The sequence below is a fragment of the Spirosoma sp. KUDC1026 genome (assembly GCF_013375035.1).
Taxonomy (GTDB): Bacteria; Bacteroidota; Bacteroidia; order Cytophagales; family Spirosomataceae; genus Spirosoma.
Genome location: NZ_CP056032.1, coordinates 4,936,510 through 4,961,020 on the forward strand (window position 1 = coordinate 4,936,510; position 24,511 = coordinate 4,961,020).

General features: G+C 51.7%; 25 protein-coding genes and 1 riboswitch. Of the genes, 24 read left to right on the forward strand and 1 reads right to left on the reverse strand.

What is annotated here, in order from left to right:
* Nucleotides 1-560: 560 nt before the first annotated feature.
* From modB to HU175_RS20705, 13 genes are all read left to right on the forward strand, one after another.
* Entirely contained in the window at nucleotides 561-1,226 is a 666-nt protein-coding gene (gene modB / locus HU175_RS20645; RefSeq protein ID WP_176568378.1) for a molybdate ABC transporter permease subunit, read from the forward strand.
* Nucleotides 1,223-2,032 (forward strand): ATP-binding cassette domain-containing protein, encoded by an 810-nt coding sequence (locus tag HU175_RS20650; RefSeq protein ID WP_176568379.1) that lies wholly within the window; start codon nucleotides 1,223-1,225, stop codon nucleotides 2,030-2,032. Before modB ends, HU175_RS20650 begins: the two co-directional genes overlap by 4 nt.
* Nucleotides 2,033-2,043: 11 nt before the next feature.
* The gene (locus HU175_RS20655) at nucleotides 2,044-3,375 is read left to right on the forward strand and encodes a chloride channel protein (protein ID WP_176568380.1); all 1,332 of its coding nucleotides are present in this window, start codon (nucleotides 2,044-2,046) and stop codon (nucleotides 3,373-3,375) included.
* 108 nt (nucleotides 3,376-3,483) lie between these two features.
* Nucleotides 3,484-5,502, forward strand: coding sequence for a M13 family metallopeptidase (locus HU175_RS20660; RefSeq protein ID WP_176568381.1), 2,019 nt, complete (start codon nucleotides 3,484-3,486; stop codon nucleotides 5,500-5,502).
* Between the two features lie 111 nt (nucleotides 5,503-5,613).
* Nucleotides 5,614-6,735: a glycoside hydrolase family 18 protein gene (locus tag HU175_RS20665; RefSeq protein ID WP_176568382.1), complete on the forward strand. Its 1,122-nt coding sequence runs from the start codon at nucleotides 5,614-5,616 to the stop codon at nucleotides 6,733-6,735.
* A 288-nt stretch (nucleotides 6,736-7,023) separates the two neighbouring features.
* Nucleotides 7,024-7,338, forward strand: a complete 315-nt coding sequence (locus HU175_RS20670) for a DUF6660 family protein (RefSeq protein WP_176568383.1) — start codon at nucleotides 7,024-7,026, stop codon at nucleotides 7,336-7,338.
* A 75-nt stretch (nucleotides 7,339-7,413) separates the two neighbouring features.
* The gene (locus tag HU175_RS20675) at nucleotides 7,414-9,606 is read left to right on the forward strand and encodes a TonB-dependent receptor (RefSeq protein ID WP_176568384.1); all 2,193 of its coding nucleotides are present in this window, start codon (nucleotides 7,414-7,416) and stop codon (nucleotides 9,604-9,606) included.
* A gap of 18 nt (nucleotides 9,607-9,624) precedes the next feature.
* A complete protein-coding gene (locus HU175_RS20680; RefSeq protein ID WP_176568385.1) occupies nucleotides 9,625-10,272 on the forward strand; it encodes a cation transporter in 648 nt (215 codons plus the stop codon).
* A gap of 216 nt (nucleotides 10,273-10,488) precedes the next feature.
* Nucleotides 10,489-11,466, forward strand: coding sequence for a helix-turn-helix transcriptional regulator (locus tag HU175_RS20685; protein ID WP_176568386.1), 978 nt, complete (start codon nucleotides 10,489-10,491; stop codon nucleotides 11,464-11,466).
* A gap of 80 nt (nucleotides 11,467-11,546) precedes the next feature.
* Complete coding sequence (locus HU175_RS20690; RefSeq protein ID WP_176568387.1) at nucleotides 11,547-11,963, forward strand: DUF1761 domain-containing protein; 417 nt, start codon at nucleotides 11,547-11,549, stop codon at nucleotides 11,961-11,963.
* Nucleotides 11,964-12,027: 64 nt separating this feature from the next.
* Nucleotides 12,028-12,717, forward strand: coding sequence for a YdeI/OmpD-associated family protein (locus tag HU175_RS20695; protein ID WP_228724229.1), 690 nt, complete (start codon nucleotides 12,028-12,030; stop codon nucleotides 12,715-12,717).
* A 170-nt stretch (nucleotides 12,718-12,887) separates the two neighbouring features.
* Entirely contained in the window at nucleotides 12,888-13,208 is a 321-nt protein-coding gene (gene sugE / locus HU175_RS20700) for a quaternary ammonium compound efflux SMR transporter SugE (protein ID WP_176568388.1), read from the forward strand.
* Between the two features lie 159 nt (nucleotides 13,209-13,367).
* On the forward strand, nucleotides 13,368-13,946 hold the full coding sequence (locus HU175_RS20705; RefSeq protein ID WP_176568389.1) for a nitroreductase: 579 nt from the start codon (nucleotides 13,368-13,370) through the stop codon (nucleotides 13,944-13,946).
* Between the two features lie 126 nt (nucleotides 13,947-14,072).
* Here the strand turns inward: HU175_RS20705 and HU175_RS20710 are convergent, their stop codons facing one another.
* Nucleotides 14,073-15,260 (reverse strand): ABC transporter substrate-binding protein, encoded by a 1,188-nt coding sequence (locus tag HU175_RS20710; protein WP_176568390.1) that lies wholly within the window; start codon nucleotides 15,258-15,260, stop codon nucleotides 14,073-14,075.
* 89 nt (nucleotides 15,261-15,349) lie between these two features.
* Nucleotides 15,350-15,451: riboswitch (TPP riboswitch) on the forward strand.
* A 65-nt stretch (nucleotides 15,452-15,516) separates the two neighbouring features.
* On the opposite strand from HU175_RS20710, the gene thiM reads away from it, so the two are divergent.
* The 11 genes from thiM to HU175_RS20765 all read left to right on the forward strand — a co-directional run bounded on the left by thiM (nucleotide 15,517) and on the right by HU175_RS20765 (nucleotide 24,444).
* Nucleotides 15,517-16,323: a hydroxyethylthiazole kinase gene (thiM, locus tag HU175_RS20715; RefSeq protein WP_176568391.1), complete on the forward strand. Its 807-nt coding sequence runs from the start codon at nucleotides 15,517-15,519 to the stop codon at nucleotides 16,321-16,323.
* Nucleotides 16,320-16,991, forward strand: coding sequence for a thiamine phosphate synthase (gene thiE / locus HU175_RS20720; RefSeq protein ID WP_176568392.1), 672 nt, complete (start codon nucleotides 16,320-16,322; stop codon nucleotides 16,989-16,991). The genes thiM and thiE overlap by 4 nt, the downstream gene beginning before the upstream one ends.
* Complete coding sequence (gene thiD / locus HU175_RS20725; RefSeq protein WP_176568393.1) at nucleotides 16,951-17,757, forward strand: bifunctional hydroxymethylpyrimidine kinase/phosphomethylpyrimidine kinase; 807 nt, start codon at nucleotides 16,951-16,953, stop codon at nucleotides 17,755-17,757. Before thiE ends, thiD begins: the two co-directional genes overlap by 41 nt.
* Nucleotides 17,758-17,765: 8 nt before the next feature.
* Nucleotides 17,766-18,416 carry a thiaminase II gene (gene tenA, locus HU175_RS20730; protein WP_176568394.1) on the forward strand — a complete coding sequence of 217 codons (651 nt, stop codon included), beginning with the start codon at nucleotides 17,766-17,768 and terminating at the stop codon, nucleotides 18,414-18,416.
* A gap of 343 nt (nucleotides 18,417-18,759) precedes the next feature.
* Nucleotides 18,760-19,113, forward strand: coding sequence for a hypothetical protein (locus HU175_RS20735; protein ID WP_176568395.1), 354 nt, complete (start codon nucleotides 18,760-18,762; stop codon nucleotides 19,111-19,113).
* Nucleotides 19,114-19,478: 365 nt separating this feature from the next.
* Nucleotides 19,479-20,672, forward strand: a complete 1,194-nt coding sequence (locus HU175_RS20740; protein WP_176568396.1) for a retropepsin-like aspartic protease — start codon at nucleotides 19,479-19,481, stop codon at nucleotides 20,670-20,672.
* Nucleotides 20,673-20,994: 322 nt separating this feature from the next.
* Nucleotides 20,995-21,852 (forward strand): Rpn family recombination-promoting nuclease/putative transposase, encoded by an 858-nt coding sequence (locus tag HU175_RS20745; protein ID WP_176568397.1) that lies wholly within the window; start codon nucleotides 20,995-20,997, stop codon nucleotides 21,850-21,852.
* 212 nt (nucleotides 21,853-22,064) lie between these two features.
* Nucleotides 22,065-22,322, forward strand: a complete 258-nt coding sequence (locus tag HU175_RS20750; RefSeq protein ID WP_176568398.1) for a hypothetical protein — start codon at nucleotides 22,065-22,067, stop codon at nucleotides 22,320-22,322.
* Nucleotides 22,323-22,583: 261 nt separating this feature from the next.
* Nucleotides 22,584-23,111 (forward strand): GNAT family N-acetyltransferase, encoded by a 528-nt coding sequence (locus HU175_RS20755; RefSeq protein ID WP_218037008.1) that lies wholly within the window; start codon nucleotides 22,584-22,586, stop codon nucleotides 23,109-23,111.
* 181 nt (nucleotides 23,112-23,292) lie between these two features.
* Nucleotides 23,293-23,775, forward strand: a complete 483-nt coding sequence (locus tag HU175_RS20760; protein ID WP_176568399.1) for a hypothetical protein — start codon at nucleotides 23,293-23,295, stop codon at nucleotides 23,773-23,775.
* Between the two features lie 81 nt (nucleotides 23,776-23,856).
* A complete protein-coding gene (locus HU175_RS20765; protein ID WP_176568400.1) occupies nucleotides 23,857-24,444 on the forward strand; it encodes a c-type cytochrome in 588 nt (195 codons plus the stop codon).
* Nucleotides 24,445-24,511: the final 67 nt, after the last annotated feature.

Consider the following 24,511-nt stretch of genomic DNA (forward strand, 5'->3'; position numbering starts at 1 on the left):
ATTTCGCACATAGCACTAATTACTTAAGTATTTTTCGTTACCTTTGATTCAACCATTCACCGACGTACTATAAACCGCCATGACCTCATCACGTACAAGTTCCATCGACATTACCAATCTAGTTACCTGGACTACCGTTTTTTCTGTTGCAGCCACTGTAGCTGTTGAGTTAATACAGGTAATCTTCTAACACGGCCAACACCCGCTTAGCAGCTTTACATTGGAGCTGTAATAGACTGATAATCTGGGTGTACGTGTGCTGATAGCCCTTATCATAGCTATCAGCAATGTGTCAGAGCTTTTGAGTTAATTTTAATAGCGTACCGCCAACCGGCTTCCTCACTAACCTAGACGGAGTACCCGTACAAAAGCCTTACCTGGAGAAGTAAGGCTTTTTTTTTGTGGTATCCCGGTAACCGGTTCCTTCGAAAAATAACCATCTGGTTAGGGCGCATATTGTCTTGCCTTGCGAGCCGCACTTTTTGCGATATGCGCCTGCAACCCGTACTTTGCACAGGTACGAGCGTTTATTATCCGCTCTGCGTCTGACTTTCTTGCCTATGCCCATCGACTGGGAACCAATCTGGCTCACGCTGCGGCTAGCCAGTATTACGACACTGGTATTGTTTATCATTGGCGTGCCAGTAGCGGGTGGCCTGGCTCTGAATCAATTTCGGGGCAAATCGGTACTTGAAGCCCTGATCAGTCTGCCGCTGGTACTGCCGCCCTCGGTAGTCGGTTTCTATTTGCTGCTGGCCTTCAGCCCAACCAGTGCGCTGGGTGCCTGGCTCTTAAGACACCTGGATATACAGCTTGTTTTTTCCTTTGAGGGGCTGGTGGTGGCTTCGCTGCTTTATAGTTTACCGTTTATGGTGCACCCCATTCAGGCAGGTCTGGAAAATCTGCCAGCCTCCTGGCGCGAGGCCGCTTACACGCTGGGCCAGTCGCCGGTACGGACCTTCTGGCGGGTCCTGCTCCCCAACTGCAAACCGGCCCTGCTGACGGGGATTGTTCTTTCTTTTGCCCACACGATCGGTGAGTTTGGTCTGGTATTGATGATTGGTGGTAACCTGCCCGGTCAGACACGGGTCGCATCTATTGCTATCTACGACGAGGTTGAACTGCTGCATTTTGATACAGCTCACGCCTACGCTGCGCTGCTGCTGGCACTTTCGTTCGTCATTTTGTTGCTGGTCTATAGCATCAACAAACGCGTTACGGTATGATCCAGACCGATTTGACGCTCCCCCGCCTGTTTGCAGAGGGTTCGGGTACCCTGCACGTACAGTTGTCACTACCAATGGGCAGCCTGACGGCACTGGTTGGTCCGTCGGGCTCGGGAAAGACAACGATTTTACGCCTGTTGTCGGGGCTGGAAACACCCACACAGGGACGTATCGCCGTCGGGGACGCCATCTGGCTGGATACTCAGCAACGCGTCAACCGACGTCCGCAGGATCGCTCAATCGGGTACGTTTTTCAGGATTCAGCCCTATTTCCAAATATGACCGTGCTTGAGAATATCCGGTTTGTTACCCCGCCCGGTCAGCAGTCACTGGCCGACGAACTGATCGACCAGACCGGTTTGCAGCCGTTCATCGACCAGAAACCGATTCGTTTATCGGGTGGGCAGCGGCAGCGGGTATCGCTGGCCCGGGCGCTGGTTCGCCAGCCGCAGCTGCTCTTACTGGACGAGCCGTTCGCGGCTCTGGATACCACGTCGGCCCAGGCCCTCCGGCAGGTCTTGCTCGACCTCCACCAGCGCTGGGGCACGACCACCCTGCTGGTCAGTCACCATGAGGCCGACGTACGGGCACTGGCCGACCGGATCATTCACCTCGATCAGGGCCGAATTCGGGCGGAGACGGTAGTTGCGATGACAGGTTCTGCAAACAGCGAACGGATTGAGCGGTTATACTTTGACCCCCCAACCGGGCAGTGGGTGCTTGAAACAGCGACGACACAACTACGAGCCAAAAATCCATCCTGGCAGCAGTTAAAAGTGGGCGATCAAATTCACATTAGCTGGTAACTTTGCTGCCTATGCGCCTGAACGACGAACTGATTCTCTTTTTTTCCGTCCTGAAATGGTTGGTTATTTCAACCGTGATTGGCGTACTCGTTGGTGGAGCCGCATCGGCGTTTATTCTGTTCATTCACCACATCATCGAACTGGGAAATCAGCACGAACACGTGTTTTACCTGTTGCCACTTAGTTTCTTTACCGCCAACCTGCTCAGCCAGTTCGTGCTGAAACGTCACCTGGGCACCGATGCGCTGATTTCAGCCATCAACAAAAACTACGGTAAAATCGACGGAACGTTCATTCCGACCAAAGTCATTAACGTATCGTTGATTCTGGGAACGGGCGGTTCGGCGGGGAAGGAAAGCCCCTGTGCCCAGATTGGTGCTGGCATCGGTAGCGTCATCGCGACGCTGCTGCGCGTCGATGACGTCGATCGCCGGAAGATGGTGCTGTGTGGCTTCTGCGCTGGTTTCGCCTGCGTATTTGGGGCTCCCCTGGCTGGCGCGCTGTTCGGCATTGAAATTCTGGCGGTGGGCATCATCCTGTACGACGTCCTGCTGCCCGCTTTTGTAGCCTCCATTACGGCGTACCAGGTATCCTCGGCGCTGGGCATTACGTTCTTCTATTACCCGCTGGATTTCGTGCCGGCCTTTGAAGAAGGGTTTTTTATCCGGTTGCTGGCCGGGGGAATTTTCTTCGGTTTATGCGCCTTTGCGCTGCTTCGTACCATTCGTCGCAGCACCGCCCTGACGGCCCGAATACCGATCTGGCGCCCCCTGAAAGGGCTAATCGGCGGCCTGGTGCTGGTGGGGCTCGCGCTGCTCTTCTCCCGCGACTACCTGGGCCTGGGACTCAATCTCATGGAAGATACCATCCGGGGCGTTCCGGTGCTATGGTATGCGTTTCTGCTGAAAGCACTGTTCACCATCATTACGTTAAGCATCAGCCGGATTGGCAGCGTCATTACGCCTATCCTGTTCATTGGCGCGACGGCTGGCAGTTTCTACGCGGATCTGGTGGGAGCCGACCGCGCTACGTTTGCCGCCATCGGCTTTGTCAGCCTGCTGGCCGGCACAACGAACTCCCCCATTGCTACCAGCATCCTGGCCATTGAATTGTTCGGGGCAACGGTGGCCCCATACGCGGCAGTATCCTGCGTGATCAGTTTTCTGATGTCGGGGCACCAGAGTCTGTACACGTCACAACTGCTGAGCACCCCTAAATCGCGGGCCATTCCGGTCGAGCTGGGCCAGGAAATCAGTTCAGCAAGTCGTGAACAAACGCACGATTACCCACCCCTGCCCCTACTCCTGCGCGACTGGCTCAAGCGGTGGCGTCAGAACAAGTAGTGCTGCCCTAACTCGTCACCCGCCCCGTCTGTGCCAATTTAAATTGAAGCATGTTGGCTTGATGTGAATTAGTCGGTGTATCTTGACGGGTCTACAGCAATACAACCCATGAAAAAACTGGTCTACTTAGCCATGGCCCTCTTGTCAGCAAGCGCCTGCCAGCGCGCTTCTATGCCGACAACAAAGCGCGTTGTCCTGACGGGCATTGACCCATCGAAAAAACCGGGGGACGATTTTTTCACCTACGCCAATGGCATCTGGAATGATACCGTCCAGATACCCCCCAGCCAGACTGGCGTCGGTTCGTACTCCTTCCTGAATTACCCGCAACGGATACGGTTGCAGGGCATTCTGGACAGCGTTTCAACAACCCGGCATCCGGCGGGGAGTATCGAACAGCAGGTAGGCGATTTTTACGCGTCGGGTATGGACACAGCCGCGATCAACAAACGCGGTTATGATCCCATCAAACCCCTGCTTGCCCGCATCGATGCAGTAGCAGATGTCGCGTCGTTGCTGAAATTAGTGGCCGACGAGCAGAAAGCCGGCAACGGTTCTATCATCGGTTTTTACGTTGGTCCCGATGACAAACAGAGTTCGATCAATATCGCTCAGTTTTCTCAGACGGGTATCGGCCTGCCCGAACGGGCGTATTATTTCAAGACCGATTCATCGACGATTTCTATTCAGAACGCGTACAAAACTTACCTCACCCGCTTGTTTGCGCTGACGGGAGCGGAGCCGTCTGTCGCTGCCCAAAACGCAGCCGTAACGTACGACATTGAAAAACAACTGGCCGATGCACACCGAACCAACATCGAGCTCCGGGACGTAAAAGCCAATTACAACAAACTGGCCATTGCCGACTTGTCGCAAAAACAGCCTGCTCTGAACTGGACTACCTTGTTGACCGACCTGGGCGTACAAGCAGACTCCGTTAACGTTGGCCAGCCAGCCTACTACGACAAGCTGAACGCGATGGTAGCAACCGTTCCTCTCCAGAACTGGAAAGTTTATCTGAAAGCCCAGGCACTGACTAACTACGCGGACCTGCTGAGTCAGCCGTTTGTCGATGCCTCGTTTGCCTACGCAAAAGTGCTGACCGGGCAGGCCGTCAAGAAAACACGAGCGGAGGAAATGACACAGGCCGTCGACCGGTCGCTTGGTGACGCGCTGGCCCAGCTGTACGTAAAGAAATACTTTCCGGAAGCAGCCCGGAAACGGATAGCCGTTCTGGTCGACAACCTCAAGAAAGCGTTTGAAGTACGTATCAACCGGCTGGACTGGATGAGTGATTCGACCAAGACAAAGGCGAAGGAAAAACTGTATGCCTTCACCCAGAAAATTGGCTACCCCGATAAGTGGCGCGACTATTCGACGGTGACGATAAAGCGGGACGCTTATTTCGAAAATCGCCTGTCGACCAACAAGAATGATTATGCTTACAACGTAGCTAAAGTGGGGCAGAAAGTCGACCGAACCGAATGGCATACCACCCCACCCACGGTAACGGCCTACAACAATCCTCCACTCAACGAAATCGTCTTCCCGGCGGGTATCCTGCAAGCGCCTTACTTCGATGTGAACGCCGACGATGCCCTGAATTACGGCGGCATCGGCATGGTGATTGGGCACGAAATAACGCACTCGTTCGATGATCAGGGGGCACAGTACGACAAGGACGGCAACGTAACAGACTGGTGGACCAAAGCCGATTATGCGAAGTTCAAAGCCAGAACCCAGCAGGTGATCGACCAGTATAATCAGTTTACCGTACTGGACTCGGTCCGCGTAAAAGGTGCCCTGACTGTAGGCGAAAACACCGCCGATATTGCGGGGGTTGCCATTGCTTATGATGCCTTCAAAATGACGGAGCAGGGCAAAAGCGCGGATAAACTGGATGGCTTTACCCCCGATCAGCGGTTCTTTATTTCGATCGCCCGGATCTGGCGCGTCAAAACCCGGAACGCCTACATGGGTATGTACGTAAACACCAATCCACACTCCCCGGCTAAATGGCGCGTCAACGGACCGTTGATGAATTTCACGCCTTTTTACAACGCCTTCAACGTACAGCCCGGCGACAAAATGTACAAACCGGAAAAGAACCGAATAACGGTCTGGTAAGGTTTTCCCGGAGCCAATTAGTCATTGACTAATTGGCTCCGGGAAAACCCGCTAGTCAACTCGTGCAGACAAACATCCGTTTTCCTGGTTTCCTGTCTATACCTTTTCTTTATGCATCGTATTCTTCATTACGTTCCCGTCCTCCTGCTGATTGCCGGACTCAGCGCTGGTTTTAAACCAAAGCCGACGACCAAACCTATCGTGCTCGCCTACGTCGGCGGCTTCCGGGGCCTGATCGACGCCGACAACATTGCGGCCGAGAAACTGACGCACATCAACTACGCCTTCGTCAACGTGCAGCATAACCGCGCTACGTTGACCAACCTCGCCACCGACTCGACTAATTTTCGAAAACTGAACGAGCTGAAACAACGCAATCCTGACCTGAAAATTCTGATCTCGATTGGCGGCTGGTCCTGGAGCGAAAACTTTTCGGATGCCGTCTTGAGTGATACGTCACGAACGGCCTTTGCTGCGTCGGCGGTGGATATTGTCCGGCAGTACCAGCTGGATGGGATCGATATCGACTGGGAATACCCGGGCATGAAAGGCGAGGACAACGTATTCCGGCCCGAGGATAAAGAGAACTTTACGCTGATGTTCAAATCCCTGCGGGAGCAGTTGAACGCGCTCAAGCAGCAAACCGGCAAAGACTATCTGGTTACGACGGCCGTGCCGGGTTTCGAAGAAATCTTCACGCATACCAACATGGGCCAGGCGCAGCAGTACATGGACTACGTCAACGTCATGGCGTACGACTACTTTACCGGCGGTCCGCTGGCGGGGCACCACACGAATCTGGCAACCCCGAGCAAAGACTACAAAGGCCAGTCTGGCGAACGGAACATCGAACTGTTCAAGAAAGCGGGCGTTCCGGCCAACAAACTCGTGCTGGGCGTAGCGTTCTACGGTCGGGCGTGGCAGTTGCAGAACGATGATCCAAAGCAGGAGCCCCGCACCATCGCGAAGGTTGAGCGCGGGGGTGGTTATACGTTCATCAAAGACAGCCTGCTGACCAATCCGGCCTACAAACGCTACTGGGACAAGAAAGCCAAAGCCCCTTACCTCTACAACGCCGACCTGAAACGTTACGTCTCCTACGACGACGAGCAATCCATCAAAGAGAAATGCCGCTACGTAAAAAAACAAGGGCTGGCAGGCGTCATGTTCTGGGAGTATTTCAACGACCCAAAAACGTATCTGCTGAGCGAGATCAACCGGGAATTGAAATAAGCTGACGATTTTACCTGTCTCGTAAAAACTTGCCTTGGTCTATATACGATCAGCATTCTACCTAGCCCTCCTGCCAATCCGGTGTCTTGACCAGCTCCCGTATCCGGGCCTTTATTTGCCTGAAAAACACGAAAAACTGATTGTTCTTAATCAGACTCAGCGGATGCCAGGCCTGTTTTCTCTATTACGCTCGTTGATAGAACCTGTTCATGTTTTTAACAGGCTTCCCAATTGCAGATACAGGCAGGTTGCCGTTACAGGGTATCACTAATTACCTACCTTTGCTTTATGAAATGGTGGATGTTTCTTCTGGCAATGTACGTACTGGTGCTTTCTGGGCTCCCCTGCGAAGCGTTTTGCCCAGAAGAACCCATTACAAATCAGGCATCGTTGCCAGACACTGACCAGCATGAACATGACGAGCGCTGTTCGCCGTTCTGCCTTTGTGCTGCCTGCTCCGGTTTCACTATTCCACAGGCTCGCCAGTTTCTGGAAGCCCCGCTGTCAGACACTCTGATTACGGTAGCCATTATGTCCTCGTACCAGACTCCGCACACGCTCGACGTACCGGAGCGTATCTGGCAACCACCCCGGCTAGATTAGTCATCACTGTTGTTCGCTACCTGCTCATTCTGCGTGGGTCAGGAAGTTATTGACTAATCAAACCAACTGTGTTCCATGAAATTTTTAATTGTGTCGCTCTGGCTGACACTCTCTGTAATACTTATAGCCAAGGGCCAAACCAGCCTGCGGGTAACCGTTCAGGATGCCGAAACCCGTAATCCATTACCTGGTGCCACTGTCGAACTTAGGCCAGGTACCATCGGCATGCCGGTAGACTCAGCCGGTAGAGTCGTGCTGACACCACCAGGACCGGGCCGCTACGCGCTTACTTGTTCGTTTGTCGGTTATAACAGCAGAACGGACAGCATAATAGTAGCAGACTCAGCAAACTCGTTCGTGATCCAGCTTACCCCATCCGAGGGAGAAGAACTCGATGAGGTGGTGGTAACCTCTACCCGGAGCAATCGTACCATCGATGATACCCCTACTCGTATTGAAGTAATTACGGGCGAAGAACTGGCAGAAAAGGCCAATATGCGACCGGGCGATATCCGAATGCAACTCAACGAGAGCACCGGTATTCAGGTCCAGCAAACGTCGCCCGTTTCGGCCAACGCCAACATCCGCATTCAGGGCTTAGATGGTCGCTACACCCAGATTTTGCAGGATGGGTTGCCTATTTATGCTGGCTTTGCCGCTGGTCTGAGCATCCTGCAGATACCTCCGCTGAATCTGCAACAGGTTGAAGTAATAAAAGGCTCCGCTTCTACACTTTATGGCGGAGGAGCCATTGCGGGCCTGGTTAATTTGGTAACTAAGCGACCTACCAACGAACGGGAACTCAGTTTCATGGTCAACGGAACCACGGCACAGGGGCTCGATATAAGTGGCTTCTGGGGACAGAAGTGGGAAAAAGCAGGTATTACTCTATTTGCCGCCCGTAATACGCAACGCGAATATGATCCAGGAAAGACGGGATTTTCGGCTCTACCCAACTACGAACGTTATACCGTAAATCCACGCCTTTATCTCTACATCAACCCCACAACGACCCTGATCGTGGGCGGTATGGGCAACTGGGAAAACAGGATTGGTGGCGATATGCAGGTGCTAAAAGAGGGACGTGATAATACAAATCGCTATTTTGAGCAAAACCGTTCGGATCGGCTGGCGTCGCAGCTCCAGCTCGATAAGCGTTTTGCTGGCTCAGTGCTGACAGTCAAGAATAGTGTCAGCTATTTTAATCGGGTTCTTACCCAGCCAGACTATCGGTTTGCCGGGTATCAGGTTTCCAGCTTTTCCGAGGTCAGTTATAGGCATACCGGTGAGCGCTCAGAATGGATTGGCGGGGGTAATCTATGGACGGAACAATTCACCGAAACAGGCAGCAACCAGGACCGGAACTACCAGTATACAACAGTTGGTGGTTTTTTGCAGAACAGCTACGAAGCCGCTTCCTGGCTAACGCTGGAAACCGGCCTTAGGGGTGATTACCATAACCGCTTTGGCTTTTTCGCCCTGCCCCGCGTGTCGTTGCTTGTCAAACTCTCAGACAAATTAACGTCCCGCTTAGGCGGTGGGCTAGGCTATAAAGCTCCTACTCTCTTTACCGAAGATGCCGAAAGTGTAGCTTTTCGCAACGTACGCCCCATTGATCCGGCAACCGCGCAGATGGAAACCTCCACTGGGGGCAACTTCGATCTAAATTACCGGACTACTCTGTTCGATCGGCTGGACGTATCAATTAATCAGTTGTTCTTTTACACCCGGCTCAATCATGCGTTGGTGCTGGACATTCCAGCTATCATTCCAACAGGCTCATCGAATGCAGTTTATCAATTCGCGAACGCTGATGGCCCCATCGATAGCCGGGGCCTGGAAACCAACCTGCGTATTGGTTACGAAGATTTCAATCTTTACGCCGGTTACAGTCTGGTCGATACCCGCCGACGTTACAGCGGAGTCGAGTACAATAGCCCGGTGCCCCTTACGGCCAAACATCGGGTAAATCTGGTTGGCGTCTACGAGCTGGAAGGTAAGTTTCGCCTGGGGCTGGAAGCGTACTATTATAGCCGTAAACCGCTCTCGACCGGCGACTGGTCGCGTTCTTACTGGCTGATGGGCGTCATGGGGGAACGGCGCTGGAAGAAATTCAGTGTGTTTATCAACTTCGAGAATATCCTAAACATCCGACAGGACCGCTACCAGGCCGTAATTTTACCCCCTCTAAACCAGCCTTCCTTCCGGGAAGTATGGGCCCCACTCGAAGGATTTGTCGCCAATGGCGGTTTAAAATTATTTCTTTGATCTCCATGTAGTTTAGTTATGGAAACGACGCTCAATACTTCTACACAGAACGGCTGGAAAATAGCCACCGGTCTGGCCGTTTTTACGGTACTTTACAATATCGGAGAGGGACTGGTATCGCTCTATTTTGGCGCTCACGACGAGGCTCTGACGCTGGCCGGTTTTGGCGTAGATAGTTTTATCGAAGTCATTTCAGGTCTGGGTATTCTGGCTATGATTACCCGCTTACGGCGGTATGGCAGCGCCGAACGGGGGCGCTCCGAAAAGCTGGCCCTCCAAATTACCGGCTCCTGTTTTTATGTACTGGTTGTGGGGCTGCTTCTGGGAGCCGGCATCAGCATATGGAAGTCCCAACAGCCTGAAACAACTGTAGCCGGGATTATAGTATCCGTGCTTTCGATCGTCATTATGCGCCTATTGGCCAGTTGGAAAATTCGGACGGGTAAACAGCTTCGTTCGGCGTCTATCATTGCCGACGGTAAATGTACGATGGTATGCGTATACATGTCGGTGGTTCTGCTCGTGTCAAGTGTCCTTTATGCGCTGGTGCATCTGCCCTTCATCGATGCAGCCGGTATGCTTGGTCTGGCCTGGTTTTCGTTTAAAGAAGGCCAGGAAAGTTTTGAGAAAGCAAAAGATAACGCCACCTGCTGCGACCACTGCTAATCATCAGCCCAAAACGGCTGTTGGCCAGATGAGTCAATAACCGTTTTGGGCTGGCATCAAATCGCAGAAACAAATAGGTTGTAGCGGTGATAATTGCCAACGTCTTACAGTCACCGGAACGTCGATTAAACATGTCAGACTTCATTAAGAATCTGCTTTATTGACTGACAGATCATTGAGTAATTTGAGAACACAAATCTGTACCCAGCTAGCCCAATGGTTGATCCCGAAATAACCCGACTCTCCCGGCTGGTGGCGTTGCTGACGTTACTGCAAACAAAACGAATCCTGACGGCGACGGAGCTGGCAAAGCGCTTTTCGGTTAGTACACGGACCATTTATCGCGATATCAGGACGCTTGAGCAAGCCGGAATTCCCATCGTAACCCAGGACGGAAAAGGCTATGCGATGCTGGACGGCTACCGATTGCCGCCGGTCATGTTCACGCGGGAGGAAGCCATTGCCCTGCTCACGGCCGAAAAGCTGACCGCTGGCCTTACCGATGCCTCTACGGCTCAACTCAGTGGGGCTGCTATGGATAAGTTACGGGCCGCGTTACGTCGCGCCGACCGCGACCATCTCGAAAGCCTCGACCCACACATTCAGGTGCTGGGAGCAGCGGGGCAATCGAACCGGCCTAATGCGTACCAGCAGTTGGTAACGGCCATCACTAACCAGCGCGTAGTCCGTCTGGACTACCTTGCCGCCGATTCAAGCATGCCCACCGTTCGTGACGTAGAACCCATTGGGCTTTATTTAAGTCAGCAATGGCACGTCGTGGCGTTTTGCCGACTGCGGCAGGCGTTCCGGGATTTCCGGCTTGACCGCATCAAGCACCTGGTCGTTACTGAGGAAGTCTTTACGGCCCGGCCCGAAACGTTGCAGCAGTACTGGGCCGCCGAAGCCAGTCGGCGATCAAGAGAAAAAGTCGTTATTCATTTCCAGCCCGCAGCCGTCCTGCCCGCCCTAGCACAGCACCTGCACGATACCAAACATCAGTATGGCTGGACGGACGAACAACCCCAGCCCGACGGTGGCCTGGAGATGTCGTTTCTGATCGGGGATATGCCTTACCTGGCCACTTGGTTATTACCGTTCGCGGGGGCAGTTACCATCCTGGAACCACCCGCCCTGCGGGATCAGTTGCGTGAGCTGGCGCAGCGGGCACACGATTTTTTTTGCGCTCCCGATTGACCTATGACATAGGGCTGTCAGTGGATGGGGTGACCTTTGTCAAGTCAAACGACAACAATTCTCACCTCTCATTTTCAGCTATGTTTAACGTACTGTCCGACATCAACTGGCTTAGTGTCCTGGCCGCTTTTGTTCCTTATTTTCTGCTGGGTTCTCTGTGGTATATGCTCCTTTTCCCGAAACCCTACCGTATTTCCCTGGGCCGGGACGCGAATGAGCCCCAAAGCCTGAACCCGCTCTACATTGTTGGACCGGCCGTCTGCGCGTTGATCATAACCGTAACCTGTGCCGTTCTTTTGCAGGCGTTGAACGTAACGTCTTACGCCAACGCCTTGCAGTTTACGTTGATCGTCGGTCTTGGCTACTTGTTCGCCAACACCGTCAACATCGCTATCAATCCCAACATCCCCCGGCCTTTCCTGTACGGCCTGATAACGGGTAGTTATCACCTGGTTGGGATGGCCCTTGTCAATATGATTCTGGTCGCGATGCGTTAGTAGTTGATGTAACATTTATTTTCTGTCATCTGCTGTACAAAAACCATTATCCTCATTTTCGTTTATGTCAGTTACGTTCGGCACGTCGAAACTAACACAACAACAAATGGCTGATCAGGAGATCGAAACGTTCTGTCCCACAAACCGGCAGCAATGGCGGGAATGGCTTAATGAGCACCACGCCACAAAGCAATTTATTTGGCTCGTTTACCACAAGAAGAACTCTGCTGTTACAGGGATCACCTACAGCGAAGCCGTTGAGGAAGCGCTTTGCTTTGGCTGGATTGACAGCACGGTAAAACCCATCGATGCGGAACGGTATCGGCAGTTTTTTAGTCGGCGCAAACCCGTCAGTACGTGGTCGAAGGTCAACAAGGAACGTATTCAGCGACTGGTTGATAACGGCCTGATGACGAAAGCTGGTTTTGACAGCCTTGATACTGCCAGGCGAAATGGCTCGTGGACAATTCTGGATGAGGTGGAAGCGCTGGTACTTCCCGCCGACCTGGCCGACGCGTTTCGGACAAGGCCGAGCGCCGAACGTTATTTTTCGAGCTTATGCCGGTCTGACAGACGGAATCTGCTACAATGGCTGGTGCTGGCTAAGCGGCCGGAGACCCGGCAAAAGCGAATTGCTGATCTCGTTGAAGCCGCTGATCAGAACCAGAAGCCCAAAAACTTTCTGTGGACGAAGAAACGATCCACCGCCGATGAGAAGGAGACGTCTCAGAGCGCGACTACTGATCGATCGTAACTACCTGAATGGCTCCAGTTGCTCCTAATTGCCCCTCTTTGTCTGGAGTGTGTGCACTTTGTATTGCCTGCCACCCTTTACCAACAGGTTAGTAAAAACCAGGAGGACGACCTCCCCCAGAGCGGGAAGCGCATTCGGGACGGCCCGGTTACTCTAAAACCGTCTTGGTCATGTCCTGGGTTTATTTAGTTTTCGCGGGTCTGTTAGAAGTCGTCTGGGCCTACTTTATGAAGCAGTCGGAAGGCTTCACCCGGCTCGTCCCCTCCCTCATCACCGTTGTTGCCATGATGGCCAGCTTTGGTTTGCTGGCTTTGGCGATGCGAACCCTGCCGCTGGGCACATCTTACGTTATCTGGACGGGCATTGGTGCCGTAGGTGCCTTTATTGTCGGCATTCTTCTGCTTGGCGAGCCGATTAACGCGACTCGGTTTCTGGCCGCTCTTTTGATTGTCGCGGGCCTTATTCTGATGAAGGTTTCGTCGGGTCAGTAGGTCAGGCTGATCACCGAATCTTTGCGGACAGCTTCTCCCCTCCCACTTTCCTCGTAATTTAGCGGGGGTAAAACCATCGCACTGCGCGAACTAACGCGCCGGTGTTTATTCAAGGTTCAGCAGAAATAGCATCTGGCTGTAAGACACTAACGTAGTAATATGACAACATCCGCAGACACAATCACCGAACTTATCAAAACCCGCCGGAGTATTTTTCCACCTAGCTACACCGATCAGGAAATTCCGCGTGAGCTAATTGAAGAGGTACTCGAAAGCGCTAACTACGCGCCGACGCACCGCCTGACTCAGCCCTGGCGCTTCACTGTTTTCCGGGGTGAAGGTCTACAGAAACTGGCCGATTTCTTCGGCGATGCCTACAAAGCGCAAACGGCGCCAGAAGCCTATTCGGAAGCGAAATACGAAGGTGTACGGACCAAAGTGCTGAAATCGGCCTGTGTCATGGCCATCATCATGGACGTACACAGCGACAAAGTGCCGGAATGGGAAGAAGTAGCCGCCGTAGCCTGCGCCGTGCAGAACATGTGGCTCACGACAACGGCCCTGGGGATTGGTTCCTACTGGAGTTCGCCAAGCAGCCCGGCTCGACTACACGAGTTCCTGGGCCTCAACGACAATCAAAAATGTCTGGGATTCTTCTACATGGGCTATCATAACGCCGAGCCTAAGCCCGCCATCCGCAAACCCATCGAAGAAAAAGTAAACTGGGTCGAAGCGTAATTCTTTTCACTTTTTTGTCATCCCGACCTCAGGAGGGATCTTCGCTAGCTGGCTTTTTTGACTACTCTTACCGAAGATCCTTCCTGACGTCGGGATGACAAAAACAAAGTAGAATACGTAACGACTTTATTTAACCCGCTGGTAATAAACCAGCTTATGTTCCGGCAATAGATCGGGGTGCAGAATTTTGATCAGATCGGCGAGGACAAGGTGGGCGTTGACAGCGCCCGATTCCCAGTAGTCGTTGGCCCCCTGTTTGTTCACGCGTTTGTTGTAGTTAAATACCTGCCCCGTTTTGAACGCTTTGAAATCGCCGTAGCGAACGTCCTGCGCCACGATATCCCCTTTGGTGATAGCTGTACCTACATTCACCCAATAATCGGCGGTGAGAGCGACAGGATAAACGGCTTCAAAACTCAGACCAAGTCCCCCCTGCCCTTTCGTGTCGTTCCAGTGATACGTACTGCCCGCATCCCGGAAAAATTGCGCCATGTAACTGTCGCCGTAGGGCACAAACCAGGCATCCTTATAGCTCATACCCGCAATCAGACTGGGTTTTTTCGGTACGTTCTTCGTCATCGCCGTTAGCCGATTATACTCCGTTTCGACTTCGGTAAACTTCTGATTGACCAGCGCTTCTTTATCCAGCAGCACAGCCACCAGCTTGACCCACTCCGCCCGGCCCAGCGGGGTCGTTTCCAGCCATTCGGAGTTGATTAGCACCGGCACACCCGCCCGGGTTAATGTCTGGTACCGATTGAGCTGCGCTGTGGGGCTTCCCGATACCATTAACAGGTCCGGGTGCATGGCGATCAAGGCTTCTTCATTGAGCGTCTGATCGCCACCAACCTCCTTGATTTTCCCTTCAGCCGCCCGCTTCGTCACCTGGGGCGACGAAATATACGTCGCGTTATCGACGCCGACCAATACGTTCTCGGCGTTCAGGAAACTGAGTAAACCAATGTGCATCGATGACAACGTAACAAGGCTCCGAATGGGCGTTTCGATCACCTGACCAACTGGCAGATTCGTCGGTTTGGCGGCTCCCCGGGGAATCAGTACGTACGTAGCCGTGTCTTTGTCGGCGGCCGACGAGTTGAAAATACGAACCCGTTTGTACCCAGGCAGGTACTCAACCGAAAAGCCTTTGGCGTGTCGGATGGAAACTTGTCCCGTCGACGGACTCGCTTGGCGGCTGTCGGTTACCCGTGTTTGTTCAGTTGTCTGGCGGGAGCGGCAGTGCGTGAGCAAAAAGGACAACACGAACAGGGGCAGCCACATAGCGCGGAGAGACGGGAAAAATTTGGTAGGCATAGCGTGCCAAAGGTAACAGGATTGAGCCAATGCTTCTCTTCTGGCCAAGAGCAGGTTGATCGGTTGTCAAAAATTCACGTACCTTTACCGCACAACTTTAGGGGTGTCGATCTGCAAACGGATCGACTGAGACAATACCCTTATTACCTGATGCAGTTCGTACTGCCGTAGGGAAAAGTTAGCTCCGCTTGCTGCTCTGCCAGACTGCGGTCTTTTCTCCCCCTGAGGTTGCATTTTCTCTGTTAACGCAACCCGTATGACCGCAACACCCCAATCCATCTGGAACGACGTTGAGCAGATTCGCTCGCAGTCGCCCCTCGTACAAAGCATCACCAATTTTGTTGTCATGAACAACACAGCCAACGCCCTGCTGGCGCTGGGAGCCTCTCCGGCTATGGTGCACGCCGAAGAAGAAGTAGCTGATTTCGTTACCATTGCCAGCGCGCTGGTGGTCAACATCGGCACACTGGACCAGAATTTCGTCGCAGGCATGCGCCAGGCCGTCCACGTAGCCCGAAATCTGGGCAAACCCATTGTTTTTGACCCCGTTGGCGTGGGTGCTACGCCCTACCGCAACCAGATCAGCCGGGAACTACTGGACCTGGCCCCGCCTACTGTGATCCGGGGGAATGCGTCGGAGATTATGGCGCTGGCTGGCCTGAACGCCCGGACCAAAGGAGTCGACAGCGTACATGGCTCATCGGCAGCACTCGACAGCGCCCTCCAACTGAACGCCGAACTGGGCAGCGTTGTGGTCGTGAGTGGAGCCGAGGATTATATCGTCAGCGCTGATCAGGTTGCGACCGTCGCCAATGGTCACCCCATGATGACCAAGGTAACGGGCATGGGCTGTACCGCTACGGCACTAATCGGCGCATTTGTCGCCGTCAACACCAACTCTTTCCAGGCGGCCGTACACAGCATGGCCGTGATGGGACTGGCGGGAGAATTGGCCGCTCGTCGGTCGCCCGGCCCCGGTAGTCTGCAACTCAATTTTCTGGATGCGCTCTACCAACTGACTGCGCAGGACGTAGCGGCACACCTCAAACTGGGACAGCTGTGAGCACAACCAACCGCGTGTATCTGGTCACCGACAGCGACATCAGCCAGCGGGCGGGCCATACGGTACCATTTGTGGTGGAAGAAGCCTGCCGGGCGGGTATCCGCTGGGTACAGCTCCGCGAAAAAACGATGTCAACTCGTTCATTTGTCGAACTGGGTCTTACGTTCAAAACCATTACGCAGCGCTACGGTGCCCGACTGATCGTCAACGACCGCATCGACGTAGCACTGGCCATCGATGCTAACGGTGTGCACATCGGTCAGGACGACATGCCCTACCCGCTGGTTCGTAAGCTCCTCGGCCCGGACAAGCTTATTGGTCTGTCGGTCAACAACATGATCGAGCTGCTGGCTTCTCAGGCATACGCCGACATCGACTACCTGGGCGTGGCGGCCATTTTCGCTACGCCCACTAAACTCGACACCGTCAGCGAACTCGGTGCGCTGGGGTTAAGGGACATCTGCTTAAAAACCCACCTGCCGACTTTTGCCATCGGTGGTATCAACGCTACGAACCTTCAGTCCATTGGGCAAACGGGCGTAACGGGGGTGGCTGTCGTGTCCGCTATTTGTGGGCATCCGTCGCCCTACGACGCGGCTCGTCAACTCATTCAACTCGCTCAATCTTATGAAAACATACACCCGGGTTCTGACAATTGCCGGCTCTGACAGCGGTGGTGGCGCTGGCATCCAGGCCGACCTGAAAACGATTTCGGCGCTGGGCTGCTACGGGCTGTCGGTTATTACGGCCCTCACGGCGCAAAACACACTGGGCGTTACGGCCATTCACCCCGTCCCGCCCGCTTTTGTGGCCGAACAGATCAAAGTTGTCCTGAGTGACATTGGTACCAACGCGGTCAAGATCGGTATGCTGCACTCACCCGACATTATCCGAACCATCGCCGATACGTTGACCGCCTTCGACGTGTACACCATCGTCATCGACCCGGTCATGGTGGCTACCAGTGGCGATAAACTCCTGCAGGACGAGGCCATCGACGCGCTCAAAACCTACCTACTGCCCATGGCAACGGTGATAACGCCTAACCTGCCCGAAGCGGGTGTTTTGCTGAGACGTACGCTTGAGACCTTTGACGATTTACGACAGGCAGCCAATGACCTAAGCAGTCAGTACCCCGGTGCGGTACTCGTGAAAGGAGGGCACCTACTGGACGGGGACAGCACGGACATCCTTTGCCCGTCGCCGGGCGAACAAATCCTATTCCCGACGCAACGTATCGTTACGCCCAACTCACACGGCACAGGCTGTACGCTCTCGTCGGCCATTGCGGCCGGATTGGCAAAGGGCCTGCCCCTGCATGACGCAGTTGATCAAGCCAAAACGTACCTCACCGGTACGTTACAGGCGGGGGCAGCCTACAAACTCGGCCACGGTCACGGCCCCGTTCATCATTTCTTTTCCAACTGGCAGTAAACTCTCTTATGCGCTTCACCGATCAACTCTGGCAGCAGATTACGCCCCTGTACGAAACCATTCTTTCCCACGGCTTTGTGCAGGAACTGGCCGCCGGTACGTTACCCGCTACTAAATTTCAGTATTACATCCAGCAGGACGCCCTTTACCTGACTGATTTCAGTCGGGCACTAGCGCAACTGGCCGTCAAAGCCACGGCACCCGCCGATATTCTGCAATTCACCGAGTTTGCCACTAACGCTATCCGGGTGGAGCGGATACTGCACGAAAAGTATTTTGCGCTCTACGATATCCAGCCGGAGACCAGCAAGAAACCAGCCTGCTTTGCCTACACCAATTTTCTGCTCGCGACAGCGGCTACCCAGTCGCTGGCGGTGGGCGTGGCAGCCGTGCTCCCCTGCTTTTGGATTTACCGCGAGGTAGGCAAGTCCATCTATGCCCAGGCCAGTCCTCAGAACCCCTACCAGGCCTGGATCGACACGTACGCCGGTGACGACTTCGACTGGGTCGTCAGCCAAATGCTCGCCCTCACCGACCAGCTTGCCGAATCGGCCAGCCCCACCGAGCGCGACCAAATGAAGGCCGCTTTCATGCAGTCAAGCCGCCTGGAATGGTACTTCTGGAACGACGCGTATCAGTTAGAAGAGTGGCAGGTGTAAGCACTACCATACAATAAACACAACGGTGGCTTTCTGGCTACGCCCTTATCTTGCGTAGCGTGCTAGCCGGGGCTGTTTTTGAGACACAGCTTCCGGCGTCTTGACGAGGACTATTGAGTGGTTTTGCGTATAATTATATGCTGGGAGATTTCCTAAAGCAGTTGCTCATTTGCTGGCGTTGGGGCGCCAAGCCGCACGTCCCGAAAAGCAGCTTCCGGTTTGCCATTTTCAGGTTTCAAGTGGTAACACAGACACCCCGGTTGGGCGGGTCTGGGGCTTCAAATTCGGGCTTTTGGCTAACAAGATAATTGCCCCTTTTAGGTTAACTTATTAGAAATCAAGTATGAAACGTACATTAGTTCGCTTATCACTTATTTCACTTTTTATAAGCATCTGCTTATCTGCTTGTGTCACTTCCCAAACGAAGTCAATTGCTCAAGTTAGCGGAGATTTACCGGCTGATACGTCTTCGCTTAGGGTTTTCCTTTTAGAAAAGGAAAACCCTCAAGACATCGAGCAATTAGGTGTTGTCGCTTTGTCAGTCAATAGCAGGCCTACGTTAAATACAGATGAGGAAGTAAAATTACAACTTCGCAAAGAGTGCCAACGATTAGGTGCTAATGGGGCTTATCGGATTAGTGATGGCACTTACTATCCGTTGGTTGTGAGCTATTTGGTTTTCAAATATAAGAAGTAGCGAAAGTACGTTTGTGGTCGTTCTGCGCGGGGGTAGCTTTTGGGTAACAGGGAGCACATCCCGAGGGAGGGTATCCATCCCAACTGAACAAGAATGTGAAGGTTGAGCTATCTTACACACCATCCCCTGGGTCGTTGGGTTGTCCCAATAGTCAATAACGTAGTAGCAGGCTTCCGTGTGACGGCTTCCAAGTCTTTAATAAGGCCGTTTCGGCTCATTGGCCGGCTCCGACCGACGAGAAACGCCCCCGGTTAGATAAGCTGAAAATTCGGGTTTGCCACGTAGTTTGAGACACAGGAAATACCCCGGTTGGCAAGCCGGGCTTTGGGCTTCCATTTCTGACTCTCGACTGACAAGTGACACCCTTGACTGAACTGACTCTATATGTTTTGTTTATCTTTCTTACTAATGCTGTGCCGTTAAAAACTATCTTATCCGTTTGCCTTCTGCTTTTACCTTTCAGGGGTTTGTCAAAATCAGTAGGCGATACATTGACAACAACATATCTGATAGCAGTTAATCACTGGTTATTTGGGCGGGATAGCTTAGCTAAACAGCAGCTTTTAAACATGCCTGCTCAAACCACTTCAATAGAACAGGTTTCTGCATGGGGTCTGCTATTGGATGAATTTTATTACTGGCCGGGCCATTATCAGCGCTATTTGCAACTTGCCGATTCACTACACATTACTACCCGTTTTTATAGCTCAGCTAAACTGCTGGCTCAACAGCTACCCGTACAGTATCAGCTAAAAACTGACAGCCTGGAACTTCCTATTCACCTTGGACCCAAGAGTCATCCAGTAATTGAAGTTCAGATAAATGGACGGATTTGCCGTCTAGTCCTCGACACAGGAGCACAAAGCACACTACTTTCCCGCCGATTTGCCAAACAATTGGGTGCAAAAAAGTTAACTGAAATGACTCTTAGTAATTATGACGGTAAAAACGTACCGGGTTCATTATTACTACTGGATTCGTTAATTCTGGGGGGCTTGACAATAAAGAATTTGCCTGCTGTTGCCGCCGGATTATCCTTTCCAGGTATTGATGGCTTGTTAGGTTGGGATGTTTTACGGCAGTTTGCTATAACAATTGATTACGCAAACCAACGTTTCTCGCTACGTCGTTCGAGCCACAAACCAAACTCTAATGCCAATTTGCTTGGTGGTAGTCTTCCGATGTTGCTGACCCGTAGCCTTTCCGGCAATCAATTAAATATAATGTTGGATACGGGAGCAGGTAATGAACTATCCATTTCGCCTACTGGGCTGACCAAAATTGGCAACTATGATACAAAACTAAATCTTTCTCTTTCAGCATCCGTAGGCCAATTCATTCGTGTAAGCCGGAAGCAGTTTATAAAGCGGATTGATATTCACATCGACGGCGTGAATCATTCGTTTAAGAAGTCAGCTATATTTCGTACTGATGAAGTTATTGGTCAGGTTATCAGAGATGGCCTAATTGGTAGCCGGGCGTTTCGGAAAGGTATCTTGATGCTTGATGCGCCCAGCCATTGGTTTCATTATCAGTCCAGTCTGCAACGCAAGCGTTGAGTATTCGTTCCGCGTCTGTTACCGTTTCAGTGAAAAGTCGCATGTCCCGAGGGAGGAAGTTCAGTTCAACCAAACGAGAATATAAAGGTTGTAAACCTTTATAGTTCAGTTAAATAGGTTATTGTTCATCACCCCCGTTGGCGTTGGATGATGCAAATAGCCAACAACGTAGCGGTAATGTTGTGTGAGACAAACAGCGAGACCCCAAAAGTTAGGTTTTTGTTCGTTAGCAGGTTACGTAATATTCCGTTCCTTGCGGCTCGATGGAAGCGGAAAGTATCGTAAGTACCAGTGAACCGGTTGTTTGAAATAACTTTGCTACATGGAGACCGGTATTTATATTCCCATCATTTCCGATTACGGATTCAAAGCAACCTTTGGCAACGAAGCTGACAGCTTATTTCTACGCACGGCCTTGCAGGCACTGATCAAATCAGAGACGCCCATTCGAGAAGTGCATTTTGATAAGAATGCGTTTGAAGCGCTGACCATTGACAGCCGGAGCGGCATTTTTGATTTAGCCTGTACCGATGAAAATGGCAGTCAGTTCATTGTGGAAATGCAGTTAGGATTCGCTCCGCATTTTGTTCAGCGGATGAAGTTTTATGCCTTGCATAAATTCAATACGGTAGTAGAACGGGGTGAGTTTGATTATGCCAATTTGCCCAAAATCTATGCCATCGCCATTTTGGCGAAGAGCATTTTACCAACCGCTCATTTTCATACGGTTGCCAATCTACGGAGCGAAACAGGTGAAATCATTGACACTCAGATGACGTTTATTACGGTAGAATTGGCTAAGTTTAACAAACAAGTGGCTGAGATAGAGACCGATTTAGAGAAACTGGTTTACACCATGAAAACGCTCCATACGACCGAACCAACACAATATCCAGCTTTTTGGAATGAGGAATGGCTTAAACGTGCCATTGACGAATTGGACACTCGGAAGATGACTCCAGAAGAACGAGCGTATTTTGCTCGTGTAACAGCAGCCAACGCAGAAGCGGTAAAAGCAGAAAAGCAAAAGATTCGAGAAGCTGTTGAGCAAAAGGAAACCGAAGCCGTAACTAAAGCGCTCAAAGGCGGAAAGCTTACTATAGAGGAGATTGCAGAATACATCGGTACTTCTATTGATTTCGTACTCGAAGTCCAGCGAAGCATTAGCAGAAACTCGTAAGTCACCTTCCGGGCAACAGTGTACAAGTTGCAAGAGCAACGCCAATAGCCCTGCCGTTCATGTCCGTAATTCGCTATCAGCCTCCTGTGGTCGTTGGGCTCTTTCTGCTCCCAATAGCCTTGAGCGAAGTTAAATATATGAGCTTAGTGTCTTTTGTTTGACTATCAACAACTTACCCAATATTCCAAACTCCTCTTACGATCAATACTTCTATGCTTTCCAATAAGGACTATTCCCAAATGACACTTAACGAATTGGTGTCGGAAGAGAAAAAGATGAACTCACAAAAAACTCCATTTGCGCTGTTCATTGGTGGTTTAGTTGGCGTTGCTGTTTGGTCCACTACCCACCAAGGAGGTTTTATAATGACTATCCTTTTACTGATTAGTGCTGTTTTATCGGGCAACGTATATTCAAGAAATCTGAAGAGCGTGCAGGCAGAAATAAGTCGCAGAGATAGTGTCGGTTAATTAGCTTCTAAGTACCTGATTTCGACGAATAGTCGGTAATTCCCCACTATCAGCCCTGTGTACGCTGGAAACAAAAAAGTTGTGCGTGAACAAAGCTCCGGGCGACAAGGTGACCGGCTCGATATATAAGCGTTTTGTTCGTTAGCCAGAACCCGGGTGACCAGTAAAATCCTTCAAATGATAAGGTTTTTTGCCTCTTGCTAAGTCTTTACGCTCCTGTATAATTCCTTTTGGTATTTATACAGTGTCTATTCCTACACCATGAATCAACGCATAGCATTTGACCTGAGGCCCTGGACAAAGAATGACTTAGGCAGTTTAGTTCGGTACGCCAATAATCGGCACATTGCCCAGAATATGACCGACAAGTTTCCGCATCCGTACACGGAAACCGATGGGCTGTCATTCATTGACTTCGCCACGGCAGACAGCCCGATTCACCTGTTCGCGATAGACGTTGATACAGAAGCGGTTGGCGGGATTGGCATTCATCCTCAAACGGACATTCACCGAAAGAACGCAGAGCTTGGCTATTGGCTGGCCGAGCCTTTTTGGGGAAAAGGTATTATCAGCGCAGCTATACGCCGAATTGTTGACTTTGCCTTTGACACGTATGATGTAGACAGGGTTTTCGCCAGACCATTCGGCACGAACGTAGCGTCCCAGCGAGCCCTTCAAAAGAACGGTTTCGTATTGGAAGCCCATTTCAAAGGGACGCTATACAAAAATGGGGAATATATAGATGAATTGGTTTATGCTGTGAGACGGCAAACCTGGAAGAACGATTAATAAAGCCTGGTGACCCGTGTCGTAGAAAATAGGTTGCACGTATCGCCGGAAAGTTACCGGCCCAACTCAGCGAATGCATACGGGTTGGCCTGGGCTTATTTCTAGCACGTAGCATCACGGTCAGTACCTATCGCGCTAGAACCTTTGTTCAGTCAACACATAGCCAAACAGCCAACAAAAAATGACACTACAATCAGTTTTAGTAATCCTTGTTCTGCTTTTTGCCTTAAAAGCAAATGCCCAAGTCCCGCCTGCAAACAAATACGACAATTCGTCCTTTCCCGAAGATAGAAAAGCGATTGAGCTGTTAAGCAGGAAAAATGACAGTACTCGGTTCAATAACGACGACTACATTGCCGTCGGCCCAGAGGGACGAATATCCTACGGCTTCGATGAGTGGAAAAAGGGATTCCAAGAGGAAGGGGCAACATTTAAGTCGGCCAAACCTGTGCCGGGCACCACTATTCTGCGTATTTACAACGGGGACGCGGCCGTGAAAAACTTTGTCCTCGACGTCGTTTTTGCTACGACAAAAGGCGATTTCCCGATACGAGTTGTTCGCACAGAAACGTATATCAAACAGAAGGGCAAATGGTATTTTGTTGCTGGGCAGGGAACAAGAGTCTTGTCAAAGGAAGAATACGACGAGCACATGAAACGATAAACTAACTAAACTCAATCATAAAAACCGTTGACTATTTAATTAATAATCTCTTATTCGCTCACATTCATCTATCTTATTCTTATGAAGACATCTGTACTATTCACGTTTGTTATTCTTTTGGGAGCTATCCTTTTTCTAGCCGGTTTCTCAACAAAAACACCCAAGTCTGTTCCCGTTGTAGCCCACATTCCTCCCGATCAGGCATTGATCAAACGAGGAGAATACCTGGTCGGTATAATGGGCTGTAACGATTGTCACTCGCCTAAAGTGATGGGCGCTCAGGGGCCCGAACCGGTAGCTGAGCAACTGCTGTCGGGTTATCCCGCTGACCGTCCTCTCCCAGCCCGGAATGCAGACGCAATGAAAGACTGGGTAATGTTCAACGGCGATAACACAGCCGCGGTAGGCCCCTGGGGCGTGTCGTTTGCGGCCAATCTGACATCTGACCCTACTACGGGCATTGGTAACTGGACAGAGGAGCAGTTTAAACAGGCACTCACCCAGGGAAAAGCAAAAGGGCTGGCAACCAATCGAATGTTACTGCCACCAATGCCCTGGACTAACTATCGCAACATAAAGGATGCTGACCTGAAAGCCATTTTTGCTTATCTCAAATCGACAAAGCCCGTAGCGAACGTTGTTCCGGCTCCAATCCCTCCTGGCCGGTAGGCGAAATTTATCGCTGTTTCACTAATCAAATTCAGCTGGGTTAGCAACTCTTAGTAGCGATACCCGG

Bases quoted from the DNA above. Each gene is read 5' to 3' on its own strand.
- HU175_RS20675 (WP_176568384.1), top strand. From the start codon at position 7,414: ATGAAATTTTTAATTGTGTCGCTCTGGCTGACACTCTCTGTAATACTT.
- sugE (WP_176568388.1), top strand. From the start codon at position 12,888: ATGTCCTGGGTTTATTTAGTTTTCGCGGGTCTGTTAGAAGTCGTCTGG.
- HU175_RS20680 (WP_176568385.1), top strand. From the start codon at position 9,625: ATGGAAACGACGCTCAATACTTCTACACAGAACGGCTGGAAAATAGCC.
- HU175_RS20695 (WP_228724229.1), top strand. From the start codon at position 12,028: ATGTCAGTTACGTTCGGCACGTCGAAACTAACACAACAACAAATGGCT.
- modB (WP_176568378.1), top strand. From the start codon at position 561: ATGCCCATCGACTGGGAACCAATCTGGCTCACGCTGCGGCTAGCCAGT.
- HU175_RS20705 (WP_176568389.1), top strand. From the start codon at position 13,368: ATGACAACATCCGCAGACACAATCACCGAACTTATCAAAACCCGCCGG.
- HU175_RS20710 (WP_176568390.1), bottom strand. From the start codon at position 15,260: ATGCCTACCAAATTTTTCCCGTCTCTCCGCGCTATGTGGCTGCCCCTG.
- HU175_RS20690 (WP_176568387.1), top strand. From the start codon at position 11,547: ATGTTTAACGTACTGTCCGACATCAACTGGCTTAGTGTCCTGGCCGCT.
- HU175_RS20735 (WP_176568395.1), top strand. From the start codon at position 18,760: ATGAAACGTACATTAGTTCGCTTATCACTTATTTCACTTTTTATAAGC.
- HU175_RS20760 (WP_176568399.1), top strand. From the start codon at position 23,293: ATGACACTACAATCAGTTTTAGTAATCCTTGTTCTGCTTTTTGCCTTA.
- HU175_RS20755 (WP_218037008.1), top strand. From the start codon at position 22,584: ATGAATCAACGCATAGCATTTGACCTGAGGCCCTGGACAAAGAATGAC.
- HU175_RS20655 (WP_176568380.1), top strand. From the start codon at position 2,044: ATGCGCCTGAACGACGAACTGATTCTCTTTTTTTCCGTCCTGAAATGG.
- HU175_RS20660 (WP_176568381.1), top strand. From the start codon at position 3,484: ATGAAAAAACTGGTCTACTTAGCCATGGCCCTCTTGTCAGCAAGCGCC.
- HU175_RS20765 (WP_176568400.1), top strand. From the start codon at position 23,857: ATGAAGACATCTGTACTATTCACGTTTGTTATTCTTTTGGGAGCTATC.
- HU175_RS20685 (WP_176568386.1), top strand. From the start codon at position 10,489: ATGGTTGATCCCGAAATAACCCGACTCTCCCGGCTGGTGGCGTTGCTG.
- thiM (WP_176568391.1), top strand. From the start codon at position 15,517: ATGACCGCAACACCCCAATCCATCTGGAACGACGTTGAGCAGATTCGC.
- HU175_RS20745 (WP_176568397.1), top strand. From the start codon at position 20,995: ATGGAGACCGGTATTTATATTCCCATCATTTCCGATTACGGATTCAAA.
- thiD (WP_176568393.1), top strand. From the start codon at position 16,951: ATGAAAACATACACCCGGGTTCTGACAATTGCCGGCTCTGACAGCGGT.
- HU175_RS20750 (WP_176568398.1), top strand. From the start codon at position 22,065: ATGCTTTCCAATAAGGACTATTCCCAAATGACACTTAACGAATTGGTG.
- tenA (WP_176568394.1), top strand. From the start codon at position 17,766: ATGCGCTTCACCGATCAACTCTGGCAGCAGATTACGCCCCTGTACGAA.
- HU175_RS20670 (WP_176568383.1), top strand. From the start codon at position 7,024: ATGAAATGGTGGATGTTTCTTCTGGCAATGTACGTACTGGTGCTTTCT.
- HU175_RS20650 (WP_176568379.1), top strand. From the start codon at position 1,223: ATGATCCAGACCGATTTGACGCTCCCCCGCCTGTTTGCAGAGGGTTCG.
- HU175_RS20665 (WP_176568382.1), top strand. From the start codon at position 5,614: ATGCATCGTATTCTTCATTACGTTCCCGTCCTCCTGCTGATTGCCGGA.